This is a genomic window from Agromyces sp. GQ35, from assembly GCF_059758475.1.
In genome coordinates, this window is the sequence record NZ_JCAXEO010000001.1 from 321067 (window position 1) to 345423 (window position 24357).

Annotated in this window: 29 protein-coding genes and 1 tRNA gene; 10 read left to right on the forward strand and 20 right to left on the reverse strand. The window is 68.8% G+C overall.

What is annotated here, in order from left to right; all coding sequences use genetic code 11:
• Positions 1 to 272: 272 nt before the first annotated feature.
• Entirely contained in the window at positions 273 to 632 is a 360-nt protein-coding gene (locus tag AC6CH0_RS01555; RefSeq protein WP_498097909.1) for a nitroreductase/quinone reductase family protein, read from the forward strand.
• Here AC6CH0_RS01555 and AC6CH0_RS01560 read toward each other — a convergent pair.
• The gene (locus tag AC6CH0_RS01560; protein ID WP_498097910.1) at positions 599 to 1180 is read right to left on the reverse strand and encodes an NUDIX hydrolase family protein; all 582 of its coding nucleotides are present in this window, start codon (positions 1178 to 1180) and stop codon (positions 599 to 601) included. The two genes, AC6CH0_RS01555 and AC6CH0_RS01560, sit on opposite strands and share 34 nt — an antisense overlap.
• A gap of 36 nt (positions 1181 to 1216) precedes the next feature.
• Between AC6CH0_RS01560 and AC6CH0_RS01565 the strand changes: the two genes are divergently transcribed.
• Entirely contained in the window at positions 1217 to 1870 is a 654-nt protein-coding gene (locus tag AC6CH0_RS01565; protein ID WP_498097911.1) for an alpha/beta hydrolase, read from the forward strand.
• 65 nt (positions 1871 to 1935) lie between these two features.
• On the opposite strand, the gene AC6CH0_RS01570 is transcribed toward AC6CH0_RS01565, so the two are convergent.
• Positions 1936 to 2316 carry a DUF5997 family protein gene (locus AC6CH0_RS01570; protein WP_498100980.1) on the reverse strand — a complete coding sequence of 127 codons (381 nt, stop codon included), beginning with the start codon at positions 2314 to 2316 and terminating at the stop codon, positions 1936 to 1938.
• A gap of 104 nt (positions 2317 to 2420) precedes the next feature.
• Here AC6CH0_RS01570 and AC6CH0_RS01575 point away from each other — a divergent pair, with 104 nt between their 5' ends.
• Positions 2421 to 3185, forward strand: coding sequence for a LysR family substrate-binding domain-containing protein (locus tag AC6CH0_RS01575; protein ID WP_498097912.1), 765 nt, complete (start codon positions 2421 to 2423; stop codon positions 3183 to 3185).
• Positions 3182 to 3931, forward strand: a complete 750-nt coding sequence (locus AC6CH0_RS01580) for a glutamine amidotransferase (protein ID WP_498097913.1) — start codon at positions 3182 to 3184, stop codon at positions 3929 to 3931. Before AC6CH0_RS01575 ends, AC6CH0_RS01580 begins: the two co-directional genes overlap by 4 nt.
• 116 nt (positions 3932 to 4047) lie before the next feature.
• Here the strand turns inward: AC6CH0_RS01580 and AC6CH0_RS01585 are convergent, their stop codons facing one another.
• The 4 genes from AC6CH0_RS01585 to AC6CH0_RS01600 all read right to left on the reverse strand — a co-directional run bounded on the left by AC6CH0_RS01585 (position 4048) and on the right by AC6CH0_RS01600 (position 6428).
• Positions 4048 to 4320 (reverse strand): GlsB/YeaQ/YmgE family stress response membrane protein, encoded by a 273-nt coding sequence (locus AC6CH0_RS01585; RefSeq protein WP_498097914.1) that lies wholly within the window; start codon positions 4318 to 4320, stop codon positions 4048 to 4050.
• 158 nt (positions 4321 to 4478) lie between these two features.
• A complete protein-coding gene (locus tag AC6CH0_RS01590) occupies positions 4479 to 5294 on the reverse strand; it encodes a YidC/Oxa1 family membrane protein insertase (RefSeq protein ID WP_498097915.1) in 816 nt (271 codons plus the stop codon).
• Between the two features lie 105 nt (positions 5295 to 5399).
• The gene (locus AC6CH0_RS01595) at positions 5400 to 5693 is read right to left on the reverse strand and encodes a DUF6412 domain-containing protein (protein WP_498097916.1); all 294 of its coding nucleotides are present in this window, start codon (positions 5691 to 5693) and stop codon (positions 5400 to 5402) included.
• 69 nt (positions 5694 to 5762) lie between these two features.
• The gene (locus tag AC6CH0_RS01600) at positions 5763 to 6428 is read right to left on the reverse strand and encodes a GNAT family N-acetyltransferase (protein WP_498097917.1); all 666 of its coding nucleotides are present in this window, start codon (positions 6426 to 6428) and stop codon (positions 5763 to 5765) included.
• 37 nt (positions 6429 to 6465) lie between these two features.
• Between AC6CH0_RS01600 and AC6CH0_RS01605 the strand changes: the two genes are divergently transcribed.
• Positions 6466 to 7545 (forward strand): DNA polymerase IV, encoded by a 1080-nt coding sequence (locus AC6CH0_RS01605; protein WP_498097918.1) that lies wholly within the window; start codon positions 6466 to 6468, stop codon positions 7543 to 7545.
• 45 nt (positions 7546 to 7590) lie between these two features.
• Here the strand turns inward: AC6CH0_RS01605 and AC6CH0_RS01610 are convergent, their stop codons facing one another.
• Genes AC6CH0_RS01610 through AC6CH0_RS01620 form a run of 3 tightly spaced genes read right to left on the reverse strand, consistent with a single transcriptional unit; the run spans position 7591 to position 11295 of the window.
• Positions 7591 to 9957 (reverse strand): sulfatase-like hydrolase/transferase, encoded by a 2367-nt coding sequence (locus AC6CH0_RS01610; RefSeq protein WP_498097919.1) that lies wholly within the window; start codon positions 9955 to 9957, stop codon positions 7591 to 7593.
• Between the two features lie 54 nt (positions 9958 to 10011).
• Positions 10012 to 10980 carry an alpha/beta fold hydrolase gene (locus AC6CH0_RS01615; protein WP_498097920.1) on the reverse strand — a complete coding sequence of 323 codons (969 nt, stop codon included), beginning with the start codon at positions 10978 to 10980 and terminating at the stop codon, positions 10012 to 10014.
• A 51-nt stretch (positions 10981 to 11031) separates the two neighbouring features.
• Positions 11032 to 11295: a PLD nuclease N-terminal domain-containing protein gene (locus AC6CH0_RS01620; RefSeq protein ID WP_498097921.1), complete on the reverse strand. Its 264-nt coding sequence runs from the start codon at positions 11293 to 11295 to the stop codon at positions 11032 to 11034.
• Between the two features lie 193 nt (positions 11296 to 11488).
• Between AC6CH0_RS01620 and AC6CH0_RS01625 the strand changes: the two genes are divergently transcribed.
• Positions 11489 to 14119, forward strand: a complete 2631-nt coding sequence (locus AC6CH0_RS01625; protein ID WP_498097922.1) for a winged helix-turn-helix domain-containing protein — start codon at positions 11489 to 11491, stop codon at positions 14117 to 14119.
• On the opposite strand, the gene AC6CH0_RS01630 is transcribed toward AC6CH0_RS01625, so the two are convergent.
• Genes AC6CH0_RS01630 through AC6CH0_RS01640 form a run of 3 tightly spaced genes read right to left on the reverse strand, consistent with a single transcriptional unit; the run spans position 14091 to position 14951 of the window.
• Positions 14091 to 14309, reverse strand: coding sequence for a DUF8691 family protein (locus tag AC6CH0_RS01630; RefSeq protein ID WP_498097923.1), 219 nt, complete (start codon positions 14307 to 14309; stop codon positions 14091 to 14093). The two genes, AC6CH0_RS01625 and AC6CH0_RS01630, sit on opposite strands and share 29 nt — an antisense overlap.
• Before the next feature lie 20 nt (positions 14310 to 14329).
• Positions 14330 to 14491 (reverse strand): hypothetical protein, encoded by a 162-nt coding sequence (locus AC6CH0_RS01635; protein WP_498097924.1) that lies wholly within the window; start codon positions 14489 to 14491, stop codon positions 14330 to 14332.
• Position 14492: 1 nt separating this feature from the next.
• Positions 14493 to 14951: a DUF6325 family protein gene (locus AC6CH0_RS01640; protein ID WP_498097925.1), complete on the reverse strand. Its 459-nt coding sequence runs from the start codon at positions 14949 to 14951 to the stop codon at positions 14493 to 14495.
• A gap of 248 nt (positions 14952 to 15199) precedes the next feature.
• Between AC6CH0_RS01640 and AC6CH0_RS01645 the strand changes: the two genes are divergently transcribed.
• Positions 15200 to 15589 carry an SHOCT domain-containing protein gene (locus tag AC6CH0_RS01645; protein WP_498097926.1) on the forward strand — a complete coding sequence of 130 codons (390 nt, stop codon included), beginning with the start codon at positions 15200 to 15202 and terminating at the stop codon, positions 15587 to 15589.
• A gap of 61 nt (positions 15590 to 15650) precedes the next feature.
• Here the strand turns inward: AC6CH0_RS01645 and AC6CH0_RS01650 are convergent.
• Positions 15651 to 15740: transfer RNA gene (locus tag AC6CH0_RS01650), tRNA-Ser, on the reverse strand.
• Positions 15741 to 15866: 126 nt separating this feature from the next.
• Between AC6CH0_RS01650 and AC6CH0_RS01655 the strand changes: the two genes are divergently transcribed.
• A complete protein-coding gene (locus AC6CH0_RS01655) occupies positions 15867 to 16661 on the forward strand; it encodes an SGNH/GDSL hydrolase family protein (RefSeq protein ID WP_498097927.1) in 795 nt (264 codons plus the stop codon).
• A 9-nt stretch (positions 16662 to 16670) separates the two neighbouring features.
• Positions 16671 to 18035, forward strand: a complete 1365-nt coding sequence (radA, locus tag AC6CH0_RS01660; protein ID WP_498097928.1) for a DNA repair protein RadA — start codon at positions 16671 to 16673, stop codon at positions 18033 to 18035.
• 61 nt (positions 18036 to 18096) lie between these two features.
• On the opposite strand, the gene AC6CH0_RS01665 is transcribed toward radA, so the two are convergent.
• Entirely contained in the window at positions 18097 to 18507 is a 411-nt protein-coding gene (locus AC6CH0_RS01665) for a dehydrogenase (protein ID WP_498097929.1), read from the reverse strand.
• 301 nt (positions 18508 to 18808) lie between these two features.
• Between AC6CH0_RS01665 and AC6CH0_RS01670 the strand changes: the two genes are divergently transcribed.
• The gene (locus AC6CH0_RS01670) at positions 18809 to 19153 is read left to right on the forward strand and encodes a hypothetical protein (RefSeq protein WP_498097930.1); all 345 of its coding nucleotides are present in this window, start codon (positions 18809 to 18811) and stop codon (positions 19151 to 19153) included.
• A gap of 8 nt (positions 19154 to 19161) precedes the next feature.
• On the opposite strand, the gene AC6CH0_RS01675 is transcribed toward AC6CH0_RS01670, so the two are convergent.
• From AC6CH0_RS01675 to AC6CH0_RS01700, 6 genes are all read right to left on the reverse strand, one after another.
• The gene (locus AC6CH0_RS01675; protein WP_498097931.1) at positions 19162 to 19311 is read right to left on the reverse strand and encodes a hypothetical protein; all 150 of its coding nucleotides are present in this window, start codon (positions 19309 to 19311) and stop codon (positions 19162 to 19164) included.
• Positions 19312 to 19416: 105 nt separating this feature from the next.
• A complete protein-coding gene (locus tag AC6CH0_RS01680; protein WP_498097932.1) occupies positions 19417 to 20052 on the reverse strand; it encodes a hypothetical protein in 636 nt (211 codons plus the stop codon).
• A 120-nt stretch (positions 20053 to 20172) separates the two neighbouring features.
• Positions 20173 to 20676, reverse strand: coding sequence for an amino-acid N-acetyltransferase (locus AC6CH0_RS01685; RefSeq protein ID WP_498097933.1), 504 nt, complete (start codon positions 20674 to 20676; stop codon positions 20173 to 20175).
• Positions 20673 to 21134: a MerR family transcriptional regulator gene (locus tag AC6CH0_RS01690; protein WP_498097934.1), complete on the reverse strand. Its 462-nt coding sequence runs from the start codon at positions 21132 to 21134 to the stop codon at positions 20673 to 20675. Before AC6CH0_RS01690 ends, AC6CH0_RS01685 begins: the two co-directional genes overlap by 4 nt.
• Positions 21086 to 21526, reverse strand: a complete 441-nt coding sequence (locus AC6CH0_RS01695; protein ID WP_498097935.1) for a hypothetical protein — start codon at positions 21524 to 21526, stop codon at positions 21086 to 21088. Before AC6CH0_RS01695 ends, AC6CH0_RS01690 begins: the two co-directional genes overlap by 49 nt.
• Positions 21527 to 21631: 105 nt before the next feature.
• Positions 21632 to 24163 carry an ATP-dependent Clp protease ATP-binding subunit gene (locus AC6CH0_RS01700; protein WP_498097936.1) on the reverse strand — a complete coding sequence of 844 codons (2532 nt, stop codon included), beginning with the start codon at positions 24161 to 24163 and terminating at the stop codon, positions 21632 to 21634.
• Between the last annotated feature and the right edge of the window lie 194 nt (positions 24164 to 24357).

Genomic DNA, 24357 nt, shown 5'->3' on the forward strand with positions numbered 1-24357 from the left:
CTGACCGATGGGCTCCGCATCGGCCGATCGGCCGATTGACTCCGTCGGCGAACTACGGAAACGTTCGGAGTGCTCGCCGTACGCGCGAGTCAGGCCGGGAGGGACCGATGGACGACACGTCGAAGGACTCCTCGAGAACGACGACGAAGCGCCCACCTCGAATTCCGCCGCGGTGGTTCGTGCGCAGCGCGTGGGTCGTGCACCGAGGCCTCTACCGGATCACGCGGGGACGCAGGGGCCTCTGGCCGCCTCGCCCCGAGCGATGGGGCACCATGCGCCTGACCACGACCGGACGTCGCACCGGCCGTGAGCGTTCCGTCATCGTGGCCTACTTCGAGGACGGCCCGAACCTCGTCACGCTCGCGATGAACGGCTGGGCCGAACCCGAACCCGCCTGGTGGCTCAACCTGATCGCCGACCCGGATGCAGCGGTCGTGCTGCCCAGCGGTCCCCGCGACGTGCGGGCCCGCGCGGCGCTCGGCGCGGAGCGCGCACGCCTGTGGGCGGCGTGGCAGACGTACGGCGACGATGTCGACGGACTGTCCGCACTTCGCCACCGGGAGACCGCGGTGGTCGTGCTCGAGCCCCGTGCGGCAGGTCAGCGCAGCGCGCCCACCGACGCCAGCGCCTGACGCACGAGCAGGCCGCGCCCACCCTCGAACTCGTCACCGACCGCGTCGGAAGCCGCGTCGGCGGGCGACATCCACGTGACCTCGAGCGCATCCTGCCGCGGCTCGCACGTTCCGGTGACGGGCACGACGAACACGAGGGACACGGCGTGCTGACGGTCGTCCGAGAAGGGTGAGATGCCGGGCAGCGGAAAGTACTCGGCGACGCTGAACGGCACCGAGCTCGTCGGCAGCAAGGGGAACGCCATCGGGCCGAGATCTTTCTCGAGGTGACGGAAGAGTGCGTCGCGGATGGTCTCGCCGTACATGACGCGCCCCGAGACGAGGGTGCGGGTCATCTCGCCGACGGCGTTCGCTCGCAGCAGCACGCCGACCTCGGTGACCTGCCCGAGCCCGTCGACCCGCACCGGCACCGCCTCGACGTAGAGCAGCGGCAAGCGGCCGCGCACCTCGGCGAGTTCGAGGTCGGTGAGCCACCCCGGGTTCGCCGGCGGCCTGACGACGGAATCGTCGTCGGGATTCCAGTCGGGATCGGGAGTGCGTACGCTCATGCCTCGATTCTGCCTCACACCGCTAGCGTTGACGTCATGGCTTCTGTGCGGATCGACGACGACGCGGTGCTGTGGTCGGCGTCGACGGCCGATCGCGCCGGGCGTCCGCTGCTCGTGCTGCTGCACGGCTACAACTCCAACGAGGGCGACCTCTTCGGTCTCACCCCGTATCTGCCGCTCGCTCCGGCGGTGGCATCACTGCGCGCGCCGACGTTCACGGGCTACGGCCACGCCTGGTTCCCGCTCTCCGACGAGGGCGTCGAGCTCTCGATCGAGGGTGCGGATGTCGCGACGACGGCCGTCATCGACTGGCTCGACCGGGTCGCACCCGAGACCGCCTCGGTCGGCCTGCTCGGCTTCTCGCAGGGCGGTGCGATGGCGATCGAGCTGCTCAGGCGGGCGCCCGAGAGATTCGCGTTCGCCGTGAGTCTCGCCGGTTTCGCGCTGCCCGGCCACCGAGCGGGCGACGAGCGGATGTCGCAACTGCTCCCGCCCGTCTTCTGGGGGCGCGGCACGACCGATGACGTGATCCCTGCGGCATTCGTCGCCCGCACGCAGGCTTGGCTGCCGGCGCATTCAGCGCTCGACGAACGCATCTACGAGGGCCTCGGCCACTCGGTCTCCGAACTGGAACTCGCCGACGCCGCCGCGTTCCTCGCAGCCCGCTACACGTCGCCGCCGGTCGAGTAGCGGAGCACACACGCCGGTCGAGTAGCGGAGCACACCGCCGGTCGAGTAGCGGAGCGTATCGAGACCTAGACCCCTGAACCGCCGGCGCGGCGCTCGGCTCGCTCCTTGTCGCGCTCGCCGACGCGGATCTTCTCGGCGCGCACGGCCGCTTGGGTGGCACGCTCGGTGACGAGCCATGCCGGCGGCGCTTCGAGCAGCGACTTGATCTGGGCCGTGGTCAGCGACTCGTCGATACCGCTGCGGGCGAGGCCCGAGTTGGAGATGCCGAGCTTCGACGCGATGACCGTGCGCGGGTGCGGCCCTTCGCGGCGGAGCACCTCGAGCCACTCGGGCGGCTCCGCCATGAGCGCCGCGAGCTCGTCGCGCGTGACGAGTCGCTCGCGGAACTCCTCGGGCGCGGCCTCGAGGAGGATGCCGAGCTTCTTGGCTGCGGTCTCCGCCTTCATGGTCTGGGAGTTCTTCGACTGGCTCACCCTCACACCGTAGCTCGTCACGCGGCATCCGCCCACCGGGCGCCCGGCGGGCATCGTCTACGCTGGGAGCAGGCTGCATGCCTGCCGGAACGGGAACGGGGGCCGAGGTGACACTGCGACTCCGGTACGTCGCCGGCGTGAGCCCGTCGAAGTGGCTGCGCGTGTGGAACGAACGGCGCCCCGAGCTTCTGCTCGAGGCGATCGTCGTCGACGAGCCCGACCAGCTGACCGCCCTGCTCGCGGGCGAGGCCGACCTGGCATTCGTCCGTCTCCCGGTCGACACCGATGGACTGCACGCCGTCGCGCTCTGGGAGGAGTTGCCGGTCGTGGTGCTCCCGAAGGAGCATCCGCTCGCCGACGCCGAGTCGCTCACGCTCGCCGACCTCGAGGGCGATGCACCGGCACCCGTCCAGGCCGACGTGGCGATGACGATCGAGCTCGTCGCGGCGGGCACCGGGCACGCCATCGTGCCGCACTCGATCGCGCGACTGCATCGCCGCAAAGACGTCGTCGCGATTCCGGTGACGGATGCCGCGGCATCCCAGATCTCCCTGGTCTGGCGTCGCGATCGCGATGACGCCGACATCCAGGAGTTCGTGGCCGTCGTGCGCGGTCGCGGTGCGAAGAGCTCACGCGGGTCGGCCGATGATCCGCCCCCGATGAAGCCCGCGAAGGCGGCCAAGCTCGCCGCCGCCGAGCGCCGGGCCGCCGCTGCGAAGGCCGCAGGCAACGGCAAGGGCGGCAAGGGCGCGAAGGGCGGCAAGGGCGCCGGCAAGGGCGGCCGCCCTGCGCCGCGCACCGGAGCCGGTGCGAAGCAGCGCAGCCGCCGGAGAGGCCGATGAGTTCGAAGCCGTTCCTGTTCCTGTCGGCGCGCCCCGAGATCGAGGCCGTCGGCCCCGAATACGAATCGGTGCGACGCGCCATGAGCGTCGACGCCGGCCGGCTCGAGCACGTGCGACTCGACGTCGATCCCCTCGGCGACGTCACGTTGAGCGACTACGCGGGCATCGTGGTCGGCGGCAGTCCGTACAACGTCACCACCCCCGAGAACGGCAAGCACGAGGTGCAGCGACGCGTCGAGACCGACCTGACCCGGCTCGCCGAATCGGCGATCGCTGCCGACTTCCCACTGCTGCTCACGTGCTACGGCATCGGCGTGCTGACCCGGCTGCTCGGCGGCGAGGTGGGAACAGCGCATGGCGAAGCCGCGCAGGCCGTCGAGATCCGGCTCACCGACGAAGGCGTCGCCGACCGCCTGGTCGGTGCACTGCCCGAGCGGTTCCAGGCTCTCGTCGGTCACAAGGAGGCCACCGAACGGCTGCCAGCCGATGCGCACCTGCTCGCTTCGTCAGCCGGATGTCCCGTGCAGATCTATCGGGTCGGCACGAGCGTCTACGCGACCCAGTTCCACCCCGAGGTGTCGACCGGCGACTTCGTCGCTCGCGCCCAGGTGTACCGGCACCACGGCTACTTCCCGGCGAGCGAGCTGCGCGAAGTCGGCCGGCGGCTCGCCGCGGCCTCCGTCACCGAACCGCAGCGCCTACTGCGCCGCTTCGCCGAACTCGCGATCGAGCGAACGCGCGACTGAGGGTAGTGCGCGACAGGTCGATCGCCGAGCGGGAGCACGCGACAGCGCGGGTACACCGGCCACTCGAGCTGTGAGCCGAGCGGCCGGTGTGCCCGCGTGCGTCGTGCCGACCGCTGCTACGCGGTGCTCTTGCTGCGGCCTCGCGTGATGAGACCCCAGATGAGCAGCACGATGATGGCTCCGGCGATGGCGAGGAGCCAGGTGCCGAGATCCCAGAACTGGTCCATGCCAATGCCGAAGAGGGCACTGCCGATCCAGCCACCGAGCAGGGCGCCGACGACACCGAGCAGAAGGGTGACGAACCATCCGCCACCCTGCCGACCCGGCAGAATCAGCTTGGCGATCGCCCCGGCGATGAGGCCGAGGATCAGAAACGCGAGGAAACTCATGCTGTGCTCCTTCGTTCAGGTACACCAACCAAACCACTGGGGCCCCACCGCAGCAACCCCTTGCGCGTGTGTCGCGGAACACGGTATTCGTGCGGGCGACCGCGTGCACCGGCCGTTTTCGTATCCGCCGCAGCAGCAGCGGCCCCTCGTCGGCGGCGTCAGGCCGTTGCGGCGGCGGCGAGCGGGTAGCGCCGACGCAGCAGCATCCGCTGCACGAGCGTCCAGGCCACGGTGACCAAGAGGTAGAGCGCGGCAGCGAGTGGCACGAAGATCGCGATGACGGCGGTGATGAACTGCAGTGCGCCGAGGGCCTTGGCGACCCCCGGCCCGGCGAGCGGGTTCGCCGGTGCCCCAGCGGAAGCGGTACGCGCCGCGGCATCCGCTCGGCTCTGCGCCACCGGCCCGGTGACCGGAGCTTGCGGCTGGAGCACGCGACGGGTGACCTCGCCGACGGCGGCGATGCCCACGATCACGGCACCGAACACGAGCAGCGACCCGGGAGTGACGATGCCTGCAGCGAGTTGGCCCGCGAGACTCGAGCCGAGGGGCACTCCGAAGAAGGTCTGCTCGAGCAGTGCGTTCGGGTGCCCGGCGATCGTCGGCAGGATGAAGAGCGCGTAGATCACGCCGACGATCGGGGCTTGCACGAGCATCGGCAGGCAGCCCGCGAACGGCGTCGTCCCCTCTTCGCCGTACAACGCCATCGTCTCCCGCTGGAGTCGTTCGGGATTCTTCTTGTGCTTCAGCTGCAGTGCGGCGAGCTTGGGGGCGAGTCGCGAGCGCACCTGCTCGGCCTTCGCCTGCGAGACACCGACCGGAATGAGCGCGGCGCGCACGAGCAGGGTGACGAGCACGACGGCCGCCGCTGCGCTCGCGATGCCGATCAGCGGCTCGAGCAGCCCGGCGAGGGCCATGAGCACGGCGTGCGCCCCGTCGAGCAGGGCGGCGATGGGCGGGAAGGCGTAGAGATCCATGTGGAGGGTTCCTTGCGGTCGAGGGACAGACGGGTCCGTCTGGCCGCGAGGACTGGAGTCGCCGAACGCCCGCCCGGTGGGCGAGGCGGCGCTGGTCGGATGTCGCTACGCGGCCGCGATGCCGCGTGTCGGCGCCCTCGGGCGTGCACGGCCCGGTGCGTCGGGGTCGCTCTGCGCGAGCAGGCGCCACGGGTCGGCCGTCTGCCGGAACCGGGTGGCTGCGCCGCTCGCGTCGGCGGCGACGATCGACGGCATCGCCTGGCAGGCGACGACCACCACGGCGACGGCGGCCGCGCCGACGACCCCGAGCAGCACGACCGACACCTGCGCGTTCGAGGTGAGGGCGATCTCGAGCGAGCCCTGCGCCACGCGCAGGAGGGAGACGATGAGTTCGAGCATGTCGTCTCCTCTCTGGCCGCGCGAGTTCGCGTGCTCGCTTCGGTCAACGGTAACACCGGAGCCGACGAGCTACTCGAGTTGCTCGAGCTCCTCGAGCTCCTCGTCGAGCAGGCGCGCGAAGAGCACGTGATCCTGCCACTCCCCCGCGATGCGCAGGTACCGGCGGGCGAGGCCGAACCGCTCGAAGCCGTTGCGGGTGAGCACCGCCTGCGATGCGGCGTTGTGCACGAGCGTTCCCGCCTGCACCCGGTGCAGCCCGGCGTCGCGCGCGGCGTGCACGGCCAGGCCGACGGCCGTGGTGGCGAGCCCGCGACCGGTGTACCGGACGTCGATCCAATAGCCCAGGTGCGCGTTCTGGAACGCCCCGCGCACGAGGTCGGAGAGGTTGACCCGACCGACGATCTCGTCGCCGTGCGCGAGCACGAACGGCATCGCCAGCCCGGCCTCGCGGCGAGTCAGTGAGGCCTCGACATCGCGCTCGTGCGTCTCGGCTGTGAAGAAGGCGTCGGTGCGGGCCGGCTCCCAGGGTGCGAGGTGTTCGCGGTTCCGCGTGTACGCCTCGGCGAGCGCAGGGCCGTCGCCGACGGCGAGTTCGCGGAACACGAGGCCGTCATCGAGTTCGACCGCTTGATGCACGCGCCTGCCTCCACGTTCGACGAGGTCCACGTCGACGGATGCCGCGCGGCCGGGCATCCACGCTAGCACCGGGCCCGCAGCAGAAGTCGGCGGCGCCATCCGTGCACGATGACACGGCACGCGGCAGACTGGTGCGGTGACCGGACACCGCGCGTCCTGGGTACTCCACGTCGACCTCGACCAGTTCGTGGCCGCCGTCGAGGTGCTGCGCCGCCCCGAGCTCGCGGGCAAGCCCGTGATCGTCGGCGGCCGCGGTGACCCGAGCGAGCGAGCCGTGGTCTCGACGGCATCGTACGAGGCTCGTGAGTTCGGTGTCGGCTCGGGCATGCCGTTGCGCATCGCCGCACGCAAGGCGCCGGATGCGATCTTCCTCCCGGTCGATGCCGAGGCCTACTCCGCGGCATCCGCCGAGGTCATGGCGACGCTGCGCGCCCAGCCCGGCGCCGTCGTGCAGGTGCTCGGCTGGGACGAGGCGTTCGTCGGTGTACGCACCGAAGATCCCGAGGCATTCGCCCGACAGCTGCATGGGGCCGTGCTCGAGCGAACTCGGCTGCACTGCAGCGTCGGCATCGGCGACACGCTCGTGCGCGCGAAGATCGCCACCGGGTTCGGCAAGCCGCGCGGCGTCTTCCGGCTCACCGCCGAGAACTGGCTCGACGTGATGGGCGGTCGACCGACGATCGACCTCTGGGGCGTCGGCTCGAAGATCTCCCGTCGACTGGCCGCGCTCGGCATCTCGACGGTCGCCGAGCTCGCCGCGATCGACCCCGCCGAACTGGTGGCCGAGTTCGGCCCGAAGATGGGCCCGTGGTACGCCCAGCTCGGCCGCGGCGAAGGCTCGGCGGTCGTCGACGACACCCCGTGGGTGGCGCGCGGGCACAGCCGGGAGACCACCTTCCAGCAGGACCTCACCGAACGCTCCCAGATCGAGGAGGCCCTGCGCGAACTCACGACTCGCGTGCTCGGCGACATCGAAGCCGAGGGCAGGCCGGTCATCGGTCTCACGCTCAAGGTGCGCTATGCGCCGTTCACCACCAAGGTCCTCACCAAGAAGATCGCCGAGACCGCCGACCCCGCTGTGGTGCTCGCCCGCGTGCTGGAGCTCGCCGCTCGCATCGAACCCGAACGGCCGATCCGGCTGCTCGGGCTGCGCGCCGAGATGCCCATGCCAGACGATGCCCGCGACGGCCACACGCCGACCCGTAGCGGCTGGTGAGCGAGGGCGGCGCGCTTCACCACTGATGTGCGGCGGCGCCTGCGCTCACTGCCTGGCCATCGCCACCCGGAGTCGCTCCTCGGGGTCGATCAGGTGCTCGTGGTCGTCGTCGCCCGTGTCGATCTTCACCCAGTGGATCTTGCCGGTGAACCGGCTCGACTGCGTCGTGTAGTCGGAGCTGACGGGGGTGCCCGACTCGTAGCCGACGTCGGTCGTCTCGTCGGCGGAGAAGATGAGCGGCTGTGTAGCCCCGACGCGGCCGCTGCCGACCTCGTCGCCGTCGTAGTACAGCGTGACGTCGCCCCCCTTGGCGAGCCCGCCGCCGTCGTAGGCGAACTCCATGCGCACCTGGTGCGTGCCGGCCGGGATCTGAGACCGGGCGTCGGTCGCGAATGATTGGATGCCGAGCACGTTGTAGACGAACTTGGCCTTTCCGCCGCTCACGAAGACGCTCCAGCCGCCGAAGCGGCCGCCCTGGGCGATGATGACCCCGTCGGCTCCACCCTGGGGTACCTCGATCTCTGCGGTAACGGAGAACGACTTGTTCTTGATGCTCACGACGCTGCTCTCCGAAAGCCTCCCCATACCGGCATAGAGCAGCTGGGACTTCCCGCGGATGAGGGTCGGCCGACCCGCCAACTCCGGGTTCAGCCGCTCTGCCGTGCGGTCGTCGATCGGTAGCACGTTGTACTTGACCGCCTCGATCAGCCAGAGCCGCTGCAGTTCGTGCAGCCGGTCGGGCTGCTCGGCCGAGAGGTCGCGCGCCTGGCTGAAGTCGACGCTGCCGTCGTAGAGCTCCCACACGTCGTCATCGAACGCCGGCACCGTGCCACCCACCATGATCCATGGCGTGCGGTGCTTCGTGACGGCACTCCAACCCTTGTGGTAGATGCCGCGGTTGCCGAACATCTCGAAGTACTGCAGTTCGTGCCGTTCGGGGGTGTCGGCCTCGTTGAAGGAGTAGAGCATGCTCGTGCCCTCGATGGGCGACTGCTGCACGCCGTTCACCATGGTGGGCTCGGGCAGCCCGGCCGCCTCGAGGATCGTAGGTGCCACGTCGATGCAGTGCGTGAACTGGGTGCGCAGCCCGCCCTTCTCCTCGATGCCATTCGGCCAGTGCAGGATGGTGCCGTTGCGGGTGCCGCCCCAGTGCGAGGCGACCTGCTTGGTCCACTGCAGCGGGGAGTTCATCGCCCACGCCCAGCCGACGGCGTAGTGGTTGTACGAGCTGGGCGTGCCCAGCTCATCGATCTTCGAGGCCATGAACTCGGGCGTCTCGAGCGCAGCCATGCCGTTGAAGTTCGCCATCTCGTTGAAGGCGCCGTTCACGGTCCCCTCGGCCGAGGCACCGTTGTCTCCGATGATGTAGTAGATCAGGGTGTTGTCGAGCACGCCGAGCTCCTCGATGGCATCGAGCACGCGCCCGACGTGGAAGTCGGTGTGCTCGAGGAATCCGGCATATACCTCCATCTGACGCTCCAGCACCGGCTTGAGCTCGTCGGGCATGTCGTCCCAGGCGGGGATCTCGCCGTGCCGTTCCGTCAGCTCGGCATCGGCCGGGACCACCCCGAGTTCCTTCTGCCGCGCGAACGTCTTCTCACGCTGCACGTCCCACCCGTCGGCGAACTTCCCCGTGTACTTGTCCGCCCACTCCGTCGGCACGTGGTGCGGCGCATGCGTCGCACCCGGCGCGAAGTACACGAAGAACGGCTTGTCGGGCATCAGAGCCTTCTGCGTGTGGATCCAGCTGACAGCGTGGTCGGCGAGATCCTCGGTCAGGTGGTACCCCTCCTCGGGGGTCGCCGGCGGCTCGACCGGGGTCGTCCCGCTGTACAGAGCAGGCTCCCACTGGTTGTTCTCACCCCCGATGAAGCCGTAGAACGTCTCGAACCCGCCGCCGGCCGACGGCCACGCGTCGAACGGACCCATGGGCGAGGACTGCCACACCGGAACCTCGTGGCACTTGCCGAACTGCGCCGTCGCATACCCGTTCAACTTCAGGGTCATCGCGAGCGGCGCCTTCGTATTCGGCCGCAGCGAGCTATTGCCAGGTGCCGACGTCGCGGTCTCGGTGATGCTGCCCATGCCGACCGAGTGATGGTTGCGACCGGTCAGCATCGCCTGGCGTGTCGGCGCGCAGAGCGCGGTGGTGTGGAAGCGGTTGTACTTCAAGCCTCGGGAGGCGAGCCGTTCGGCGCTGGGCATGTCGCACGGTCCCCCGAACGCACTGGAGGCGCCGAACCCGACATCATCGATGAGCACGATCAGCACGTTGGGTGCGCCGTCGGGCGGGTTGAGGGGCTCGATCGGCGGATACGCCGTATCGGGGTCCTTCGCGTCGTAGGTCGTGAGGCCCGGGGCCGGCTGGTCCGGGATCGGCAGCATGCTGCGCGCGTGGCGGTCTGGTCTCATGGTCTTCCTCCACGATCTCGATTGGCGGCGACGTCGCGACTCACGGTACCGACGTCATTCCTGCGCCGAATCATCCGGTTCGGGTGATGTCGGACCGGCCTCTTCTCGACCCTCCGACCTGGCATGTGCCGGGGGATGATGCGTACCCCGATGTATCTCATGCGAGCGCGAGTGGCCCGGCGAGTCGGGGTCGTCGATGATCGGCTCGTCGGCCATGAACAGGCGGATGACGTGCGCCAGTTCGCCCGGGTGGCTGAAGTTGATCGCGTGGGCTGCGCCCTCGATCATGACGAGCAGCACGTGGTTGTCGGTGCGGCTCGCGACATCCTGTACGCGTGCCGGCGGGGGCATCAGCGGATCCCGGTCGCCGATGACCACCAGCGTCGGGATGCGCAGGTCCAGCAGGCGCTCGAGCGACGGATACCGGGTGAGCGCACGGAACATCTTGACGGTGCTGGGCACGCCGAAGCGGAGGTAGTCGGGGGTCGCCACGCGCATCATCCGGCCGGGTTCACGCCCGCCGTCCCGGGCGAGCTGTCCGACGGCGCGGCGCAGCGGCTGGTTGTGGACGCCACCGGCCGGCGAGACGAGGATGGCGCGATCGAGACGCTCGGGATAGTGATGCGCGAACTCGAGGATGACGGGGCATCCCATCGAGTTGCCCACCAGCGTGGCCGAATCGGCTCCGCGATCTTCGAGGAAGCGGGCAGCGGCGTGCGCGAGATCCGGCACGTCGAGTTGATCGGGTGACTTCCCGCTGCGTCCGAATCCCGGAAGGTCGGGGACGAGTGTGTGGAACTCGTCGCTGAGCCGTTCAGCCGTCGGGAGGAGGTATCGACCGGACAGACCGAAGCCGTGGAGATGCATCATCACCGGCGCGTCGGGCGGCACGGGCGACTCACGGTAGAAGACGTCGATGCCGTCGATCGTCGTCCATCGTTCGGCCAGGCTCGACGCGGGGCGCCGCGGGAGCCGGCGTGGTGTCGGCCGCCCTCCTCCTGCCCCGTTCGAACCGGCGGACATCATCGACTCGCACTCGGCCGCGGGCCCGCTCGCACGGGTTCGGGAGCGGTGTCAGCCGCGAACGAAGCCGTCTGCCTCGGTGACATATTCCCGGTCCCGGGCTCGTCGTGCCGAAATGCTGCTGCCGCGCGCGATCAGGTACACGATGGCGCCGAGGAACGGCAACACCACAAGGAACAGCACCCAGATCGCCTTCATCGCCCCGCTCAGCGTCTCGTCCCTGAAGAGGTCGATGAGCACGGTGATGAAGAGGTAGATGCAGGAGACGGCGACGTAGAACCAGAAGAACCAGCTGAAGAAGTCCCAGAGCGTCATGGTTACTGCCCTTCACTCGATGGCGTGGGTTACACCCGTCTCGAGCCGACGCTATTACCGACCGCCGCTCCGCGCGTCACCCGGATCGGATGACGTCGGGTCACCCCCGTACTGGGGGTGCGTGGCATGGTGGCGCCCTTCTCGCGCTGTCATACTGGCCGTTGGGCGGTCGGGGTCCGTCCGTGGGGGTGGCGTGGTCGAGCTTCTCGTTCCCGAGTACCTGGTCGATCGTCCTGCGCTGAAGCACAGGATGAGCGACGCGTTGTCACTCCCGCTCACCCTCGTCGTGGCGCAGGCCGGAGCCGGCAAGACCGTGCTGTTGAAGCAGTGGGCGGCCGACAATCCGAACCTCCCGTTCGCGTGGGTCGATGTGGACTTCACCGATGACGACCCAGTGACGTTCGCGCGACGACTGCTCGCCGCACTCGGCACGGTGCAGTCCGAGCTCGGGGAGCTCGCACCTCTCGCAGCGCTCAATGCGGGAGCCTTCGGTGCCCCGCTGCTGGAGACGCTGGGCTCAGCCCTCGAGTCGCTTCCCGAGTGCGTCATCGTGCTCGACGATCTTCACCATCTCTCCAATGGGTCCCTGCTGGCAGACATCGGCCGGATGATCGTCGCCGCTCCCTCGAAGGTGCATTTCGTCATCTCGACGCGGGTCGATCCTCCGATCCACTGGAGCAGGCTCCGGCTGCGGAATCGGCTTCACGAGGTGCGGCAGTCAGACCTCGCCATGTCGCTCGAGGAGGCCGAAGAGCTCCTGGCGATGATCACGCGACGTCACCTCGCCCCCGACGTTCTCGACGTCCTCGTGAATCGCACCGAAGGATGGGCTGTCGGACTCCAACTCGCCGGCCTCACCCTGAGATTCCACGAAGATCCCGAGGCGTTCGTCGCACACTTCGGCGGTACCGACCGGCTCATCGCGGAGTACCTGACGGAGGAGGTGCTCGAGGCGCTCCCCGAGCACGACCGGGCCCTGCTGCTTCGGATGGCGCTGCTCGACACCATGACGGCGGGACTCGTCGACGACGTCCTCGACCGATCCGACTCGCATCTGGTTCTGGAGCGACTCGAGCACGAATCCATGTTCCTGGTCGCGTTGGACGCCCACCGCGATCGTTTCAGATTCCACCACCTCTTCCGCGATCTTCTCCGGTACCGGCTGCGGGCGGAGAATGCGGCGGAAGAGGCGCGCCTACTCGGCCGGGCAGCGGACCACCATCTCGCCCGCGGAGAACTGGCGCCGGCGGTCGAGTACCTCCTCCGTGCCCGCGATTGGGACCGCGCTCTCGATGCGATCATGACGCGAGGACGAGATGTGTTCGAGCGAGGCGAGATGCACACGGTCATCCGATGGATCACGACGGTCCCCGAGGCCGCTCGTGCGGACCGCCTCGAGGTCGTGCTCGAACTCGCGATCCTCGAAGGCATGCAGGGCGAAGCAGCACGCGCCCGAGACGCGCTGAGCGGAGTGGCGCGGCACCCACGCGCGACGGTGGGCCAACGAATGATCGCGGAAGCCTGGAACGCCGCGACGACGCAGTGGAATGCTCACCCGCACGAGAACATCCGTTCCGCCGAGCGCGCGATCAGACTGCTCGAATCGAACCCGAACGTGACCGTTCCCGATCTCATGAGCATCACGTCGCGGGAACTGCTGGAGACGCTCGCGACCGGGTCGCTCGGCCGGTCGCACTTCCTCGCCGGCAACACATCGGATTCCGAAACGTGGATCACCCGCGCCCTCAGAACCGACGGAGTGGCGTACCCACCCTTCCGAGTCGGGCTGCTCGGCTCCCTCGCCCTGCTCCGCATCTGGCGCGGTCACGCGATCGAGGCCGAACTGCTCGCCGCCGAAGCATGCGAGATCGCGGCTCGCGCCGGGCTTCTCTCGCATCCGGTGCTGGCCGATGCGCATCTCGCGAGGGCGCTGGTCGCCTACGAACGCGGCATGCCTGAGTCGGCGACGGCGCCGCTCCAGCACGGCAGCAGCCTGGCCGAGGCGAACCACCGCACGCAGCTGGAGTGGATCTCGCGCTACCTGCGAGCCCTCCTCGCCGCCGCGGCGGGTCGCTATGAGGACGCGCTCGCGCTGGTGGACCTGGCCAGGCCGGGATCCACGGCCCCCGCTCCCGGAGTGCTCGACCGAATCGTCTCGGTGCACATGGGCGTGCTGCGTCGCACCGGGCGCAGCGCCACGTCGCTTCGCCTGCACGGCAGCGCGACGCCGTCGACCGCCGGGGTCGCATACGAGACGGTGGCCGCGCACCTGACGATCGCAGACCGTGAATCGGCCACCCGGATACTCACCGCGACGCAACCCCTGTTCACGGCTGGTGGCACTCGCGACGAGATCCGGTCGCTGATCCTGTCGGCGTGGACGGCCGAGCTGGGCGGCGACCACCGGACGGCGCTCGACCTGGTGGTCGCGGCGCTCGATCGTGCCGAGCCCGACGGTCTCGTCGAGGTGTTCATCGAAAGCGATCCGATCGTGCTCGACCTGGTCGCTGAACTGTCGTCGGTTCGCGGTGGCCTGGCCGCTTCGCTCGTCAGGCGATGGCACGCGATCGTGCCGCCGGACGCCAATTCCACTCTCCCGGAACCTCTCACCGTCCGTGAACTGGAGATACTCGCCGTACTCCCCGGCCATTCGACGAGCGCCGAGTTGGCGAAGGAATTCTACGTGTCGGTGAACACGCTCAAGACGCACACGGCGCACATCTACCGGAAGCTGGGCGTCTCGGACCGGAGCTCGGCCATCGCCAAGGCCCGGGCGCTGGGGCTGCTCGAGCGGGTCAATCGGATGGAGCAGGCACGTGCGTGACGGATTCGATCTCGACGTTGAATCCACGTAGCAAGTCCAGGAGACCGACCAGCCGCGCCTGATCCGGCACCGTTCCGCGGAGTCGGGTCGACCCCGCCTCGCTCGGGACGACTTGGAAGCCCTCGAGCTCATCGGTGATGAGCTGGCCGACTTCGCCTCGCACGACGACGTCGAACATCTCGGCGTTCATTGTCCCCCCGCACCTGTCCCTTAGAAGCGACGGCGGCGTCCGGGCGTGACGGCTGCGCCGATGACCGCGGCCTTCGCGACCGGGGCCGGACCCGGTCGCACCGCCTTGCTCACGACGACGGCCCGTGCCACGGGCGCACCGACGACTCCGACTCGACCGATCCGTGCAGCTCTGAGTGGCATCTCATACTCCTGTCGTCTCGCGGGCGTCGTCGGCTTCGAGAGAAGCGATGATCGCCTGAATGGGGATCCGGCCGTTGGCGATCAACTGACCGCCGGCCCGTCGGGCTGCTGACGCGAACGGTGCGGCCCAGAGATTCTCGTATACCAAGACACCGGCCACGCTGCCGGGCTCCATCGCGTGCGCGAGCCGCTCGATGTCCTCGCCGGCGAGCAGCTCCGCCAACTGCGCTTCGAGCTCGACCAGTTGGCCGAGCTCGCCGGCGTCGGCCAGCTCCATGGCGTCCACGACGCCGTCGTCGTCCTTCGTGAGGATGACCGCATCGATCAGCCGAATCGTGCCTGCGTCGACGAGCCGAACGAGCTCCTCGGCGAGCTCGCCCGTGAAGTTCGCCTGACCGACGGGGAACTCGATGACGAGGAAGTCCACCGGCCCCAATTCCGCCAGCTCCTGTTCGATCATGTGATCCGTCCTTCAATCTGTACTTCGGAAAGTGCGGTCTCGCACCGAGCCCAAGAGTCCTCGCCGGCCGGTCGAGCCGCATCACCCGAACAGGATGATCCGCGAAACCACCATCTCCACACGCTTCGAATGACGAAGATCGGTGCGATGAATCATCCTGATCGGGTGACGCGTGGCGATGCGCGGGGGCCATAGCTTCGAGGCGACGCGGGCGTGACCGTCACCTCCATCGTTGAAAGGAAGCAACCATGAGCATCTGGGACTTCTTCGTCTGGTTCTTCTGGTTCTACGTGACCATCTCGTGCATCTGGATCTTCATCACGGTGCTGATCGACGTGTTCCGAGACGACACGCTGAACGGTTGGGCGAAAGCACTATGGGTCGTGTTCCTCGTCGTGCTGCCGTTCCTCGCGGCATTCATCTACCTGATCGCGCGAGGCCGCAGCATGTCCGCGCGCAGCGCAGCGCAGGCCCGAGCCACCTCGGAGAGCACGAACGAGTACATCCGCTCGGTCGCCGGCACGACCTCGGCGACATCGGAGATCGAGTCCGCCAAGCGTCTGCTCGACTCCGGCGCGATCACGGCCGAGGAGTTCAGCGTGCTGAAGGCGAACGCCCTCCGTGCACCGACCGCCTGAGTAGCGCAGAACGCGAAACGCCCCGATTCCCCTGTGGACAGGAGACTCGGGGCGTTCGACGTGGCGGTACCGGTGGGATTTGAACCCACGGTGGGCTTTCACCCACACAACTTTTCGAGAGTTGCACCTTCGGCCGCTCGGACACGGTACCGAGGACGATCTTAGACGACGAGCGGGCCAGCACCAAAACGCCCCGTGCCTCGAGACGAGCGGATGCCTCAGCTGACGCTCAGCCGGCATGCAGGCCACTTGAAGCGGGGCATCCTAGGTTCGGCTCGTGACCGTCTCTCGTGCCTCCTCGCCCAACGCCCCGCGCATCGCCGCGGGCGTTCGGCTCGCCGCGTCGACCGTGCTCGGCACGTACGGCGTGCGCCCGTTCCGCGATCGGGTGCTCGAGAACAAGGCGACGCTGAACGACACGCTGCCCGTGCACTCCAAGTGGTGGCGCGACCATGCGAAGGTGCAGGGCGAACTGCTCTACGTCGCGATCGGCGACAGCGCAGCGCAGGGCATCGGGGCATCCCGGCCCGACCGCAGCTACGTCGGCGTCATCGCCGACGAGCTGCGCGAAGCGACGGGCCGAAGCGTGCGGGTCGTGAACCTCAGCGTCTCGGGCGCGACGACCACGCTCGCGGTGCGCGACCAGCTGCCGCGCTTCCGGACCCTCGAGCCCGACATCGTCACGGTCGCGATCGGTGCGAACGACATCGCCGACTGGAACCCCGCGACGTTCGAACGCAACATCCGCTCGATCTTCGGCGAGCTGCCCGCCGGCGCCGTCGTCGCCGACCTGCCGTGCTTCTACTTTCCGCACAACGAGCGCAAGGTCGCCGAGGCGAATCGGATGCTGCGCGCCATCGCCCGCGAGCACGAACTCGTCGTCGTGCCATTGCACGAGCTGACCCGCCGGCAGGGGCTGCGCGGTATCCTCACCCAATTCGCCCGCGACATGTTCCACCCGAACGACCACGGGTATGCGGTGTGGGCCGAGGCGTTCCGTCCGGCGGTCGCACGCGTGGCAGCTCGGCTCGGCGCGCGTGCCGACGCGCTCACTGTCGGCGGCCGCGGCTAGTCTCAGGGCATGGCCCGCTCGACCTCCACGTTCCGCTGCTCCGAATGCGGCTGGAGCACCCTCAAGTGGGCGGGTCGATGCGGTGAATGCCAGCAGTGGGGCACGGTCGTCGACGTCGCCGAGGCCACTGGCATCGTGCGCGCCGTGCAGGCAGTGCAGCTGGGCGACGCCCGCACTGCGAGGTCGATCCTCGACGTGCAGACCGAAGACGCGGCGCACCGGCCGAGCGGCATCGGCGAGTTCGATCGGGTGCTCGGCGGCGGCATCGTGGCCGGCGCGGCAATCCTCCTCTCGGGTGAGCCAGGGGTCGGCAAGTCGACGCTCCTCCTCGAGGTCGCTGCGCGGGTCGCCGCCGGCGGCCGGCGCGTCCTCTACGTCACGGCCGAAGAATCGGTCGCCCAGGTGCGGCTCCGCGCGGGGCGCACGGGCGCGCTGCACGGCGAGCTCTTCCTCGCAGCAGAGACCGACCTCGCGACGATCCTCGGGCAGGTCGACGCCATCCGCCCGGCGCTGCTCATCGTCGACTCGGTGCAGACCGTGTCGTCGTCGCTCTCCGACGGGCTGCCGGGGCAGCCGAGCCAGGTCCGCGAGGTCGCCTCGACCCTCATCCGCGTCGCGAAAGAGCGGCAACTGCCCGTGCTGCTCGTCGGCCACGTCACGAAAGACGGCAGCATCGCCGGGCCCCGTCTGCTCGAGCACCTCGTCGACGTCGTCTGTCAGTTCGAGGGCGACCGCCAGACGGCGCTGCGGTTCGTGCGCGCGCTCAAGAACCGCTTCGGCCCGACCGACGAGGTCGGCTGCTTCGAGATGACCGGCGAGGGCATCTCAGAGGTGCCCGACCCATCGGGCCTCTTCCTCTCGAGCGGCCGCAGCGCGGTGAGCGGCACGTGCGTCACCGTCGCCCTCGAGGGCCGACGGGCGCTGCCCGTCGAGGTGCAGGCGCTCGTCGTCTCCACCAAGGCGCCGCAGCCGCGCCGGGTGGTCAACGGCGTCGACCCGTCGCGCGTCGCCATGATCATCGCCGTGCTCGAACGCCGCGCAGGGCTCAAGACCCTCGGCGATCACGACGTCTACGTCTCCACCGTGGGTGGTGTGCGACTCGCCGAGCCCGGCGCCGACCTCGCGATCGCGGTCGCGATCGCATCGGCCATGCGCGACCGAGCCGTACCGCACGAGCTCGCGGCGTTCGGCGAGATCAGTCTCGCGGGCGAAGTGCGCCCGGTCACAGCCGCGAAGCAGCGCACCTCCGAAGCGAAGCGGCTCGGCTACACGACCATCCTCGACGTCGAAGCCGGCAGCGTGCACGCCGCCGTGCAGCGCGCGATGATGGCCTCGACCGGCCCGCGCGAGCGAGAGCTCGACGCGGCGTTCTGAGCCCCGCAGACCGCGAGCAGCGGCTCGCCAGCCCCGGCCGGCGAGTGCGCCACCAACGGCGTTACGCCTCGAGCGCCCGCAGCAGCTCAGCGGGCGCCGCCTGCATCGGGTGCGGCCCGGCGATGTCGAGGAACACCGTCGTGATCGTCGACTCGTACCGCTTGAGGAACGAACGCAGCCATGCCGGGCTCTGCAGGCCGACGGCCGGCGGCAGGTTCGCCGGCTTGTTCGCCGCATCACTGAAGAGCAGCAGTGCGACCTCTCCGGTCTTCGGGTCGCGATAGGTCCAGACCTCGCCGCCGTCGAGCGGCTTGTCGCGCGGCCCCGGCTTCACGAGCGGCACGACGGTGTTGCCGTGGCGCAGAGCCAAAGCGACCGCCGCGATGTCCTGCCGTTCGAGTGCCTCCGCGAGCGCTTGCGAGCGGAACTCCACGGGCTCGGATGCTTGCTTGCCTCGTGCCTTGCCTGCCATCCCACAAGGGTACCGAGCGGATGCCGCGCAGCAGGCCGCCGTCCGCCCATGGCGCATCCCGGGCATCCACCACGGGTGTATCGGAACGACCGGAACAAGATGGTGTTCTTTGCAAGAAAGAGTCCTAAGATGTCTGTGCCGGACCGTGAGGGTCCGAGGTGTCGACGAAGACTCGGCGTTCTCGTTGACCCCACGGCGCCGGCACATTCGCTCGATTCCTGCCCGACTGACCATGTCACCGGGCGCTCGTAGCATCGACGTATCACGCGCGGGCCGGCGCGCTCCACTCGAAGGAGCACCCATGGCCAGCAGCCTCCCGAAACCCATCAGGTTCGACGGCGACACCTGGGTGTGCATGCGCAACGACCCCGCCCTGCCGAAGGCGCTCATCCGCCGCTATCGCGACGTGAAGCGAGGCGACGTCTTCCTCGTCATCAAGTGGGCGCTCGACCCCGCCGAGCAGCAGCTCATGTCGTCGGCGTCGTCGCTCGACGCCGCCAACGCCCTCGTGCGCTTCGATCCGCCCCCCGGTACCGCCCCGGCATTCGCCGGCTACCCGCACCCGACCGCCGCCCGGTCGGGCGCCCCGACGGCGAGCGGCGAGCCCGCCTCGAAGACCCGGCCCGAGCCATCGAGCCGCCGATAGCGGCCGGTCTACGCGAGCCGCCGGTCATCCGTCGGCAGGTCGGTGTAGTCCCACTCGTGCTCGCACTCCTTGCACTTCGCATGAAACGGCATCACGCCGAGCCGAACCTCGTTCTTCGTCACGCTCAGGTCGCTGGAACCGCAATCATCACAGATCATCTTCCAACGCTCTCACCCCGCGACGACCACGGGTATCCCCCGAACGAAGGGCAGCTCGCCGAACTCGACGCAGCCGATGCGACGAACGCGAGAGGTACGCCGGAGTTAGTAGAGCAGGAACTGCTTCTGCTCAGCCGACTCGAAACCGTCGACAGACACCGCGAGGTGGTACGAGGCGCCGTCGGCCGGCACGGTCTCGCGGGCACCGCTGCACGTGTCGGGGGTCGAGCGGGTGCGGTCCCAGATGATGGGCACACTCGAACTCACCGGCGTACCCGGTGTCAGCGAGACCTCGGCGTCGATCGCGTCGACCTGGCAGTCGGTCGAGGTCCAATAGGTCTCGCTGCCGCTCGTGATCGTGAAGACCTGCGCCTTGGTGCCGGCGTTCAGCACGCAGACGTTCGTGCCGATGTTGGTGATCGTGACGGAGAGCTGCGGTTGCTCGCCGGGCTCGTACGACGACTTGTCGGTGATCGCCTCGACCATGACGTTCTCGGGCGCGCACGGGTCGCCGTCGGCCGCGGTCGGCTCGGTCGGGATCGCGGTCGTCTCTGGCGTCGTCGTCGGGTCTGCACTCGGTGAGCCGCCTGCGGCACCACCCTCGTCGCCCTGGCTCGCCCCCGGGCGCACGATGACGAGCACGATCGCGATGATCACCGCGATGAGCCCGATCAGCACGACGAGCCGCCGACGTCGATACACCTGCGGCGATTGCCGCCCGGCGGGTGTGTTCGTCGACATGCACACAGGGTACGACCGGGATGCCGCCGCCCGCGGCATCCGCTCGGCGCGCCGAATCTCGTCTCAGTGAAGCTTCAGCATGCGCACATCACCAGCAGCCGAATCTCGACAGCGTCACCCTCAGAGAAGCTTCAGCATGCGGGTGTTGCCGAGGGTGTTCTGCTTGACCCGGGCGAGGTCGAGGAACTCCGCGACGCCCTCGTCGTTCGACCGCACGAGTTCGGCGTAGACGTCGGGATCGACGGTCTCGCGACCCATGTCGACGAAGCCGTGGCGGCCGAAGAACGCCGTCTCGAACGTGAGGCAGAAGAGCCGGTTGAGCCCGAGCTCGCGCGCCTCCACCTCGAGGGCGGCGAGCAGGGCGTGTCCGACGCCGTGGCCGAGCCAGGCCTCGTCGACGGCGAGCGTGCGCACCTCGCCGAGGTCCTCCCACATGACGTGCAGTGCACCGGCACCGATGAGCCGCCCGTCGTCGGTCTCGGCGACCCGGAACTCCTGCACCGAGCCGTAGAGGTCGACCCGCTCCTTGCCGAGCAGGATGCGTCGGGTGACGAGCGGTTCCACGAGGTCGATGATTCGGGGAACATCGCTCGTGCGCGCGCGGCGCACGTGGAACTCGGTCATTCCCCCATCGTATTCGTCGCGACCTCGCCCGGGCGGGCGACGGCCTCGATCACCGGACAGCGCGGGTGCGTCGGGCCGGTCTCGATGAGCACTGCGAGAGCGGCCCGCACGCGGATCAGGTCATCGATCTTCTCGTCGAGCTCGACGAGCTTGCCTGCCACCTGATCGGCGACATCGTCGAGGGTGATGAGTTCAGGGGCGTCGGAGAGTCGCAGCACGTCGCCCACCTCACGAAGGGTGAACCCGAGGCGCTGCGCCCGCCGGATGAACCGAACGCGCTGCACCGCTTCGGGTGAGTACGAGCGGTAGCCGGCGAGGGATCGCTCGTCGGGCTCGACGAGCCCCTGCCGTTCGTAGAAGCGCACCGTGCTGACGGCGACGCCGGCAGAGCGGGCGAGCAGCCCGATCGTCAGCGTGTGCGCAGGCGCAGCAACCCGCTGAGCTGGAGTGCCAGCCATGCGACCTCCCCGATCAGGAACACGACGATCGTCGCGCTCTGCCCATTCAACAGCGCCCACGTCATCCACAGGGCGAACACCGCACGACCGATGGTGTCGATCATGATGAACCGGGGCTCGGTGCGCAGCAGCCTGGCGATCGCCCACATCGTCACCGCGGTGCCGAACATGCTCGTGAACATGAGGGCGGTCGCATCGAACGCGGGCAGTTGCGCACCCGGGAGCTCGAAGGCGTCGTGCGCCCAGCGGGTCGCGCCGAGCAGCAACGAGGCGGTGAACGGGGTGGCGAACCCGACGGTCACGATCAGGTCGTAGACGGCGCCCGCGCGCCCCCAGCGCGGACGGACGAAGTCGGCAGGCGTCGGGCGGACGAGCGTGAGTGATTCGGTCATGCCGCCATGTTCGACCCTGCACCATGGTGCAGGGTCAAGTCCGAGGGCGGCGGTGGCGACGACGAAGGGCGGATGCCGCAGCATCCGCCCTTCGAATCGTGTCGGCTATTCGCCCGCCGCGGCCGCCAGGTCGGGGCTCACCGGGCCGGTGCCGATCGCGGCCGCCGTGTTCACGCCCACGCCGACGGGCAGCGCCCGCTGGGTGGTCGTGAACAGGAACTCGCCGTCGGCGAAGTCGACGTGCACGTGGTCGCCCGAGTTGAGCTCGCCGTGCAGGATCTTCTCGGAGAGTCGGTCTTCGACCTCGTGCTGCACCGCGCGACGCAACGGGCGGGCACCGAGCGACGGGTCGAACCCGACCTCGATGAGCCGTTCCTTGGCCGACTGCGTCAGCTCGACGGTCATGTCGCGGTCGAGCATGCGGTCGCTCAGTCGCTTGATGAAGAGGTCGACGATCTGCAGCAGCTCGGGCTTGGAGAGCTGCGGGAACACGATGATCTCATCGACGCGGTTCAGGAACTCGGGCTTGAAGTGCTTCTTCAGCTCTTCGTTCACCTTGCCGCGCATGAGGTCGTAGCCCGTGCGCGGGTCGCCCTCGAGCTGGAAGCCGACGGGCCCGCCCGAGATGTCCTTCGTACCGAGGTTGGTCGTCATGATGATGACCGTGTTCTTGAAGTCGACGACGCGGCCCTGGCCGTCGGTCAACCGGCCCTCTTCCAGGATCTGGAGGAGCGAGTTGAAGATGTCGGGGTGCGCCTTCTCGATCTCGTCGAAGAGCACGACGCTGAACGGCTTGCGGCGTACCTTCTCGGTGAGCTGGCCACCCTCTTCGAAGCCGACGAAGCCAGGAGGGGCACCGAACAGTCGCGAGACCGTGTGCTTCTCGCCGTACTCCGACATGTCGAGCGAGATCATCGCCGCCTCGTCGTCGAACAGGAACTCGGCGAGCGCCTTGGCCAGCTCGGTCTTGCCGACGCCCGTGGGGCCGGCGAAGATGAACGAGCCCGAGGGCCGCTTCGGGTCCTTCAGGCCGGCACGGGTGCGGCGAATGGTCTTGGCGAGGGCCGAGATGGCCTCTTCCTGACCGATGACGCGCTCGTGCAGGGCCTTCTCCATGAAGACGAGTCGCGACGACTCCTCTTCGGTGAGCTTGAAGACGGGGATGCCGGTGGCCTGCGCGAGCACCTCGGCGATCAGGCCCTCGTCGACGACCGCGGTCGTCTTGACGTCGCCCGACTTCCACTGCTTCTCGAGGCGCAGGCGCTCACCGAGGAGGTTCTTCTCCTCGTCGCGCAGCGACGCGGCCTTCTCGAAGTCCTGCTCCTCGATGGCCGTCTCTTTCGCGGCACGAACGACGGCGATCTTCTCGTCGAACTCGCGCAGCTCGGGCGGGCTCGAGAGGATCGACAGGCGCAGGCGTGCGCCGGCTTCGTCGATCAGGTCGATCGCCTTGTCGGGCAGGAAGCGGTCGGAGACGTAGCGGTCGGCGAGGTTCGCCGCGGCCACGAGCGCACCGTCGGTGATCGACACCTTGTGGTGCGCCTCGTACCGGTCGCGCAGACCCTTCAGGATGTTGATCGTGTGGGGCAGGCTCGGTTCGGCGACCTGGATCGGCTGGAACCGGCGCTCGAGCGCGGCGTCCTTCTCGAAGTGCTTGCGGTACTCGTCGAGCGTGGTTGCGCCGATCGTCTGCAGCTCACCGCGAGCGAGAAGCGGCTTCAGAATCGATGCAGCATCGATGGCGCCTTCGGCAGCGCCGGCGCCGACGAGCGTGTGGATCTCGTCGATGAAGACGATGATGTCGCCACGCGTGCGGATCTCTTTCGTGACCTTCTTCAGGCGCTCTTCGAAGTCACCGCGGTAGCGGGAGCCGGCGATGAGCGAGCCGAGGTCGAGCGAGTAGAGCTGCTTGTCTTTCAGCGTCTCGGGAACCTCGCCCTTGACGATCGCCTGGGCGAGGCCCTCGACGACGGCGGTCTTGCCGACGCCGGGCTCGCCGATCAGCACGGGGTTGTTCTTCGAACGACGCGAGAGGATCTGCATGACCCGCTCGATCTCCTTCTCGCGCCCGATCACGGGGTCGAGCTTCGATTCGCGAGCGGCCTGCGTGAGGTTGCGGCCGAACTGGTCGAGGATCTGCGAGCCGCCCTGCGGGGTCTGCTGCTCGTTGGCGCCGCCGACCTGCACCTGCTCTTTGCCCTGGTAGCCCGAGAGCAGCTGGATGACCTGCTGGCGCACCCGGTTGAGGTCGGCGCCGAGCTTGACGAGCACCTGCGCGGCGACGCCCTCGCCCTCGCGGATCAGGCCGAGCAGGATGTGCTCGGTGCCGATGTAGTTGTGGCCGAGCTGGAGTGCTTCGCGCAGCGACAGCTCGAGGACCTTCTTGGCGCGCGGCGTGAACGGGATGTGCCCGGTCGGCTGCTGCTGACCCTGCCCGATGATGTCTTGCACCTGCTCGCGAACCGCATCGAGCGAGATACCCAACGACTCGAGCGCCTTGGCGGCGACGCCCTCACCCTCGTGGATGAGACCGAGCAGGATGTGCTCGGTGCCGATGTAGTTGTGGTTCAGCATCTTGGCCTCTTCTTGGGCCAGGACGACGACACGACGGGCTCGGTCGGTGAATCTCTCGAACATTTCTACTCCTCACGACCCCGCTGGGAAGGGGCGCCGATACATCGAGCGTAAACAAGGCGGATGCCCCGTGGGGCGCTGTTCGCCGTGGGCGCATCGTTGCACGGCCCGGAACGCCACACGGCAGCCCGCGGAGATCGGCAGCGGCGTGCGGAGAGGGCCGCCAGTCCGAACTCGACCGACGGCCCTCTCAACCC

Excerpts from the sequence above, each read along its gene's own strand:
- AC6CH0_RS01685 (WP_498097933.1), bottom strand. The coding sequence starts at position 20,676 with ATGACCGAGTTCCACGTGCGCCGCGCGCGCACGAGCGATGTTCCCCGA.
- AC6CH0_RS01670 (WP_498097930.1), top strand. The coding sequence starts at position 18,809 with ATGGCCAGCAGCCTCCCGAAACCCATCAGGTTCGACGGCGACACCTGG.
- radA (WP_498097928.1), top strand. The coding sequence starts at position 16,671 with ATGGCCCGCTCGACCTCCACGTTCCGCTGCTCCGAATGCGGCTGGAGC.
- AC6CH0_RS01590 (WP_498097915.1), bottom strand. The coding sequence starts at position 5,294 with ATGGATCTCTACGCCTTCCCGCCCATCGCCGCCCTGCTCGACGGGGCG.
- AC6CH0_RS01675 (WP_498097931.1), bottom strand. The coding sequence starts at position 19,311 with ATGATCTGTGATGATTGCGGTTCCAGCGACCTGAGCGTGACGAAGAAC.
- AC6CH0_RS01635 (WP_498097924.1), bottom strand. The coding sequence starts at position 14,491 with ATGCCACTCAGAGCTGCACGGATCGGTCGAGTCGGAGTCGTCGGTGCG.
- AC6CH0_RS01585 (WP_498097914.1), bottom strand. The coding sequence starts at position 4,320 with ATGAGTTTCCTCGCGTTTCTGATCCTCGGCCTCATCGCCGGGGCGATC.
- AC6CH0_RS01555 (WP_498097909.1), top strand. The coding sequence starts at position 273 with ATGCGCCTGACCACGACCGGACGTCGCACCGGCCGTGAGCGTTCCGTC.
- AC6CH0_RS01600 (WP_498097917.1), bottom strand. The coding sequence starts at position 6,428 with ATGGCGCCGCCGACTTCTGCTGCGGGCCCGGTGCTAGCGTGGATGCCC.
- AC6CH0_RS01620 (WP_498097921.1), bottom strand. The coding sequence starts at position 11,295 with ATGACGCTCTGGGACTTCTTCAGCTGGTTCTTCTGGTTCTACGTCGCC.
- AC6CH0_RS01570 (WP_498100980.1), bottom strand. The coding sequence starts at position 2,316 with ATGAAGGCGGAGACCGCAGCCAAGAAGCTCGGCATCCTCCTCGAGGCC.
- AC6CH0_RS01645 (WP_498097926.1), top strand. The coding sequence starts at position 15,200 with ATGAGCATCTGGGACTTCTTCGTCTGGTTCTTCTGGTTCTACGTGACC.
- AC6CH0_RS01565 (WP_498097911.1), top strand. The coding sequence starts at position 1,217 with ATGGCTTCTGTGCGGATCGACGACGACGCGGTGCTGTGGTCGGCGTCG.
- AC6CH0_RS01595 (WP_498097916.1), bottom strand. The coding sequence starts at position 5,693 with ATGCTCGAACTCATCGTCTCCCTCCTGCGCGTGGCGCAGGGCTCGCTC.
- AC6CH0_RS01700 (WP_498097936.1), bottom strand. The coding sequence starts at position 24,163 with ATGTTCGAGAGATTCACCGACCGAGCCCGTCGTGTCGTCGTCCTGGCC.
- AC6CH0_RS01695 (WP_498097935.1), bottom strand. The coding sequence starts at position 21,526 with ATGACCGAATCACTCACGCTCGTCCGCCCGACGCCTGCCGACTTCGTC.
- AC6CH0_RS01665 (WP_498097929.1), bottom strand. The coding sequence starts at position 18,507 with ATGGCAGGCAAGGCACGAGGCAAGCAAGCATCCGAGCCCGTGGAGTTC.
- AC6CH0_RS01575 (WP_498097912.1), top strand. The coding sequence starts at position 2,421 with ATGCCTGCCGGAACGGGAACGGGGGCCGAGGTGACACTGCGACTCCGG.
- AC6CH0_RS01640 (WP_498097925.1), bottom strand. The coding sequence starts at position 14,951 with ATGATCGAACAGGAGCTGGCGGAATTGGGGCCGGTGGACTTCCTCGTC.
- AC6CH0_RS01630 (WP_498097923.1), bottom strand. The coding sequence starts at position 14,309 with ATGAACGCCGAGATGTTCGACGTCGTCGTGCGAGGCGAAGTCGGCCAG.
- AC6CH0_RS01610 (WP_498097919.1), bottom strand. The coding sequence starts at position 9,957 with ATGAGACCAGACCGCCACGCGCGCAGCATGCTGCCGATCCCGGACCAG.
- AC6CH0_RS01580 (WP_498097913.1), top strand. The coding sequence starts at position 3,182 with ATGAGTTCGAAGCCGTTCCTGTTCCTGTCGGCGCGCCCCGAGATCGAG.
- AC6CH0_RS01680 (WP_498097932.1), bottom strand. The coding sequence starts at position 20,052 with ATGTCGACGAACACACCCGCCGGGCGGCAATCGCCGCAGGTGTATCGA.
- AC6CH0_RS01560 (WP_498097910.1), bottom strand. The coding sequence starts at position 1,180 with ATGAGCGTACGCACTCCCGATCCCGACTGGAATCCCGACGACGATTCC.
- AC6CH0_RS01615 (WP_498097920.1), bottom strand. The coding sequence starts at position 10,980 with ATGTCCGCCGGTTCGAACGGGGCAGGAGGAGGGCGGCCGACACCACGC.
- AC6CH0_RS01690 (WP_498097934.1), bottom strand. The coding sequence starts at position 21,134 with ATGGCTGGCACTCCAGCTCAGCGGGTTGCTGCGCCTGCGCACACGCTG.